Consider the following 5,688-nt stretch of genomic DNA (forward strand, 5'->3'; position numbering starts at 1 on the left):
ATAGCACAGGACGCTTAGCAACTAAACTTCCTGTGCTATATCTAAACAAATTCAAAGCTTGGACTCAGCTCGACCAACAGAAGTCAAAAACGTTTACTAAGCCAAGAGGTAACTTGAATAAGTATTCTTAGAAACGGTAGCTCATACCTACAGAGAACACATTGATGTCTGCATCAACCGTTACTTTTTCATTGCCAAATTTCGCAATGTCTAGCTCAGGCATCATGTATTCCCATTCAACTTGTAGAGCAAAGTTTTCAGTAATAGCGAACTCTGCGCCTAAACCGTACATGCCTGTTACAGTGCTGTCAGAAATGGTGGTATGGCCTGCGCTACCGTCAATCACAGAGTTGCTAATTTTGAATTCAGCATTGAAGTAAGAAAGACCAGCTTTAGCAAAAAGGTTGAAACGATCGCCAATCGGTAGAGTCGCTTTTGGCTGAATCGATAGATACTTCATATCACCAACAGTAACAACTTTGCCGTCTAAAGCATCGTAACCACCAATGGCTGCTTCTAGAGAAATGTATTCGTTGAATTTGTAACCACCGAATACTTTGCCTGAAAGGCTTGAGTCATCTTCAAGTTTAAGTTTAGTGCTAGCGTTAGTACCACCACCATTGATAGAGCCATTAACATCACCAAACGATGCTTGACCTACAGATGCACCAACGTAAGGAGCTGCGTTTGCAACAGAACATGTTGCTAGAAGGGCTGTCATTAGCCATGTTTTTTTAAACATTGTATTTCACTGCCTGTTAATTATTGAGGTTGTGTTTTGCCCATCCTTAAGCATGCCATGCTATCCATTTCACTTGGTTTCAAAACCAAGTGGATGTTAATGAATAAAAACTCAATAAAACATGAAATATTTAGACACAACTTTGCCACTTTCTTTCTTAATTTTGACAATTTAGTCATTTCACAAGCATTGCTGCTTCAACCAGTTAGTGAGTTTGATGATTTCCGCTTGTTTGGCTCGACTCTTTTTATGAATAAAATAAAAGCTGTCGCCGGTTTCCAATCCATGAGAAGGGATGTACACCAAATCATGTGCTTTATCTCTTTCATTGAGCATAAAATCATTCGCAAATGCGATGCCTTGGTCATAACGCGCCGCCTCTATTGCCAACAACATATGACTAAAATGTTGAACATCGACATCTTTCGGCAAGGTGTAACCGCCCGCTCTGCACCACTCTGCCCAATCTTTTCCTCTCTCTCGATAAATTGAGTCTGTCGACAAAATAGGGTATCGCCAAAGCGCTTCTGGAATAGGTTGATCTTGCAACTCTTTCCAAATTTTATGGCTGCAGACCGGATACAACGTCTCCGCGTATAACTTTACCGACATGTAGTTTCGCTTTGGCTTCTCTACCGTGATAAAACAATCGCCAACGCTGTCTGTCTGTTCAGGATCACCAACGACCATATTGAGTGTCAGATCGATTTCTGGATGTAGGCGCTTAAAATCAGACAAACGCGGAATAAGCCACTTTACGGCGAGCGAGCTATAAATCGCCAACCGTATGCTGCCTTTGTCCCCTTCTCGCACCTTTTGGCTGGCCATCGCAATTGAGCTAATTGCTGGGCTAATATCCTCTAAATAGCGGGTGCCCGTATCGGACAAAGAGAGCTTTCTGCCTTGGCGGATAAATAATGATTCACCCAAGTAATCTTCTAATAATCGTATCTGGTGGCTAACGGCACTTTGCGTCACATTGAGTTCTTCAGCAGCAAGCGAAAAGCTAGAGTTTCTGGCAACAGATTCAAAACAGTGAACAGCTCTGAGTGGTGGCAATTTCATTATCTAAAAATCTCATACTTAAACTAATAAATATCACTTCACTTCATCCTATGACATCACCTACTCTTTGGCAAAGACAGAGGAGAGGAAAAAGTGAAAGTTACATCGGTCGGAGCAGCGATGCTGCTATTAATTGTTGGAAATCTCATTGCGGTGCTTTCGGACTCTTTAATTAAAAGTGTCGGAAATGAAGTGCCTATTTTTCAATTTGTCTTTTTCCGACAAATTTCAGCGGTGCTTTTCCTGCTGCCAGTCTACTTGCTAACAAAAAATGCGCCTTTTCTTGAAGGGTTTAAGTGGCATGCTGTTCGCGCTCACGTATGGTTACTTGGTGCAATATTCATGGTTTTGGCGATCTCATCTTTACCGCTCGCAACTGCGAACGCGATCTTTTACGCCGCGCCATTAATCATGTTGCCGCTTGCAGCAATCTTTTTTGGAGAACAGTTGTCTAAGCAATCGGTCGCCGCAGCGATAATGGGCTTTGCCGGTGTATTGGTCATCATTCGTCCAGACCAAATCGATTGGGCAGCCATTTCAGCTTTAGTTGTTGCAATTACTTTAGCAATCAATAACTTGCTCATTCGAAAACTGCCAAAAAATCAGTCTGTGATGCAAACGTTATTGATGACAAACTTGGCAGGTATTCCAGTAGCCTTCTTGCTTGTTCTGATCGAAGCAGAACCTTGGGACTGGAGTGCTTTCCCTGTTGCTGCTGGCTCAAGTTTGTTCATCATGATTTATGCAGCAACATGTGTCATCGCTTACCGCTCGATCGATAGCAACAAAATTGCCAGCGCTGAATACAGTGGCTTAATTGGTGCCGTGTTTGTGGGATTGATTTGGTTTGGAGAAGTGCCAGACATATTTATGGCAATAGGAACCATTATGATTGTTGTGCCTCTGGTTTGGCTTTCTAAACGAGAGCGTCGCAAGAAAAAGTTGCAAGAGCAACAAGAAGCGCACGTTACTTAAAGTTGTGCTCTAACCCAAAGACTAAAAAACCGAGCCGTAAGCGCTCGGTTTTTTTATGTGGCTCTAATCGGTTTTTACGTAAGCGACTACGTGAGATAAAAACTGCCTTGCAAAGCGATCATTAAACCGGATGCGATATTCATGCTCGGCTTCCGATACTAGACGCCAGCCTTCAGCAAAGTATTCTTTGATATCATCAACCGCCTCTTCTTTATTTTTGATGTGTTTCGCGTTCCACTGATAAGTGCAAGAGACAACGATCAGCCCACCCACATTGGTGGTTTTTTTTAGAGCATTGATCACGCTAAGTGGCGACTCACATTGATCAATCACATTTAAACATACGACTAAATCAAAGCGAGATTGGAGAGTATCAAGCTCAAAAGGCTGGTTAATTAGCGTCAAATCAACATGAGCACATTTCTGTACGATATCTCTATTCTCTACCTCTAAAGTGTTTAAGGTGTTCACATCGTGAAGGTAAGTAAGCCCGACGCGTTGTTCTTCTATTAATCGTTGCTTCAAGCCATCCATTAACCTATTTGAAGGCTCCACAAGCGTCGCTTCTTTAAGGTTAGGTAAGCGTTGCACTAGCTCATAATAATTTCTTCCCAGCGCCGCCCCAACCTCAAGTAGGGAGTACGGCTGAACGCTGCTTTCGATTACCGCTTGCGCAATAAAATCAGCAACTTGGGAGCAGTGAGGTGATGACAAAAAAGAAAGTGGGACTTGTTTTGAGCGACTGGTTATCATCTCAATCTGTTGCTCCTCAATGAACTTGTCGAACCATTGCGCCTCGAAATAACCAGCCAAACCGTGCTCGGTCAGGTAAAAATCTTCCATGTTTTTTCCGTTCGTACTTTAAGAAAAGTGATTGTATCGAACGCGGAAATTAACGGGTATTTCTGGCCGCACATTCCAATGGGAAAACAGATGAAAACGCCGCTTATGTGAAAAAGCCCTTTCATCTCAAAGATAAAAGGGCTTGTTAATCGCTTCGGTTAAGTCGCTAACTATTGTGGTAGAACAACGTTACCATCTTGAATTGGGAACGTTTTTGTCGCTGGTTTGCTCGCCAAACGAACCGTCGTTGGTGCACCTGAAACTTCGTAAGTGACGTCGTAACCCACTACTTTATCAGATGTCGTATATTCTGTATGACACTGTTTTTTCGTCGTTGTTACTACATCACCTTTTTGCACATTTTCCTGGATCTTACGACCTGTCAGTGCACCAGCAATCGTACCAGCTGCAGTTGCAATCACTTTACCTGAGCCACCACCGATTTGGTTGCCCAGCGCTGCTCCAGCTGCTGCGCCACCAACCGTACCAATAATTTTATTGTCATCCGCAGGGGCAACTTGCTCGGTTACTACCACGTCTTTACATACTTGGTGCGGCTTTTTCACCGTTTCAGTCACCGCTTCAACCAAAGTAATGTTTGCTTGAGTTGAAGCTGGTGGCGTTTTGTCTTTACAGCCTGCTAGTACAGCAACAACTGCCGTTGCAATTGCGATAGATTTCATATTCATGATTTACATCCCAGTATGGTTTGCTTTGATGAGCGTTATGGTAAATCGCAAAAGGGAAATCACATCAGACGAAAACAAACCCTCTGTTATTAACAAGTAAAGAAACACTGTTTTATAAGAGGTACGTCAAGAAACACTCAGCAGAATGTCAACAGAGATAAAACTGTATCACTACTGATTATGATTGGGCTGGACTAGTCTATGAGATTTATTTTTAAGCCAAGCTCAAAAATAGTTCGTCATCCGTTAAATACTTATGACGGTGGCTTAGATTACGCACGTGCATAAACATAAAATCAGGGAAACCAGGCGCTATAATGTTATTTGGTTCCCAGCATACACCGCCAACAAACACATATCGCCCCTGCTTGTCATCTTCGTGAAGGGGGTTATTAAGAGGAGAAGAAAACTCTGCTCGGCAACCTTCAACCACACAAACAATTTGTCCTTTAAAAAGGCCAATCACGCGCTTTACAAGATTTGCCTTGATACCACACCTCCATGCTTGGCGAGTGGCCATCTCATAGCCATATTTTCGGATCGCTTTCTTTTGCAAATGTACTACTAGGTTCATTTTGACTCCTGATTCAAGCAACTACGTGAAGCCCAAAGTCATAAAAGCAGATAGACGTCTATACCCGAGTGAGCTCATGGTACGTGGGAATAAACTACGTGATTAGACTGAGTTTAGTGTCGGATGAGATACACCGTCCACAATGCTGTAACGTATCGATTTACACCAATCAAAGGCAGATAACACATCAACTTTTGAGTGCTTTCCTGCGCTGTATCTGGTTACTTCTGTATATTACTATAACGAAATCACCCTCCACGTTTACCTATATAAATTTGTCGTAACGATAGAGGGTGCTTATCAAGGAGAGAGGATAACGCCTACACGTCGATGAGATAATTTTGACCTTCAGTTTCTAAACGATCAATCATTTTACGACACTCATTTAAATCAAGAGGTTGTTCAAAGCGGCGCTTGAGATTCATCAAAAAGAAGATATCTTCACACATGGCTTTCTCAGGTTCGTCACTGATTTTGGCGACCGGTGAACCATTGCACGTGACCATTTTTATCACGATAGAAAGTGGCTGGTAGGCGTCACCATCTTTATTGACATAATCACCCATATCATTGGCAAGAAAAGTACCGATACCAAAACTCACCTGAATACGTCCTTGGAAATACTCGCAAATATCTAACGCTTGTTCGAAGTTAAGTCCGTCGGTAAACACCAGTGTTTTTGTTAATGGGTCTATATTCAGCGACTGGTAGTGTGCAATCATTTTTTCACCCCAGCTATAAGGGCAACCACTATCGTGACGTACACCGAAGTACGCGTTACTTAGTTCTTCATCAAAGTC

The 5,688-nt window shown here is 42.5% G+C and carries 6 protein-coding genes and 1 pseudogene; 1 reads left to right on the forward strand and 6 read right to left on the reverse strand.

All coding sequences use genetic code 11. The annotated features are described in order from the left end of the window. Positions 1-127 precede the first annotated feature (127 nt). Positions 128-742, reverse strand: a complete 615-nt coding sequence (locus tag IQR33_RS24940; RefSeq protein WP_005373936.1) for an outer membrane beta-barrel protein — start codon at positions 740-742, stop codon at positions 128-130. A gap of 180 nt (positions 743-922) precedes the next feature. Further along, entirely contained in the window at positions 923-1,807 is an 885-nt protein-coding gene (locus IQR33_RS24945; protein ID WP_005387224.1) for a LysR family transcriptional regulator, read from the reverse strand. 93 nt (positions 1,808-1,900) lie between these two features. Here IQR33_RS24945 and IQR33_RS24950 point away from each other — a divergent pair, with 93 nt between their 5' ends. Next, positions 1,901-2,782, forward strand: a complete 882-nt coding sequence (locus tag IQR33_RS24950) for a DMT family transporter (protein ID WP_005373940.1) — start codon at positions 1,901-1,903, stop codon at positions 2,780-2,782. A gap of 63 nt (positions 2,783-2,845) precedes the next feature. Here the strand turns inward: IQR33_RS24950 and IQR33_RS24955 are convergent, their stop codons facing one another. The 4 genes and pseudogenes from IQR33_RS24955 to IQR33_RS24970 form a co-directional block, all read right to left on the reverse strand. Further along, the gene (locus tag IQR33_RS24955) at positions 2,846-3,625 is read right to left on the reverse strand and encodes a methyltransferase domain-containing protein (protein ID WP_104980419.1); all 780 of its coding nucleotides are present in this window, start codon (positions 3,623-3,625) and stop codon (positions 2,846-2,848) included. 170 nt (positions 3,626-3,795) lie between these two features. Further along, a complete protein-coding gene (locus IQR33_RS24960; RefSeq protein ID WP_104980417.1) occupies positions 3,796-4,314 on the reverse strand; it encodes a glycine zipper 2TM domain-containing protein in 519 nt (172 codons plus the stop codon). A 214-nt stretch (positions 4,315-4,528) separates the two neighbouring features. Beyond that, complete coding sequence (locus IQR33_RS24965; protein WP_017819785.1) at positions 4,529-4,888, reverse strand: hypothetical protein; 360 nt, start codon at positions 4,886-4,888, stop codon at positions 4,529-4,531. A gap of 320 nt (positions 4,889-5,208) precedes the next feature. Continuing rightward, a pseudogene (locus tag IQR33_RS24970) lies at positions 5,209-5,688 on the reverse strand (nicotinate phosphoribosyltransferase); the annotation flags it as partial.

Origin of the sequence: Vibrio sp. OPT46 (assembly GCF_015163535.1) — a bacterium.
GTDB classification, from domain to species: domain Bacteria; phylum Pseudomonadota; class Gammaproteobacteria; order Enterobacterales; family Vibrionaceae; genus Vibrio; species Vibrio alginolyticus.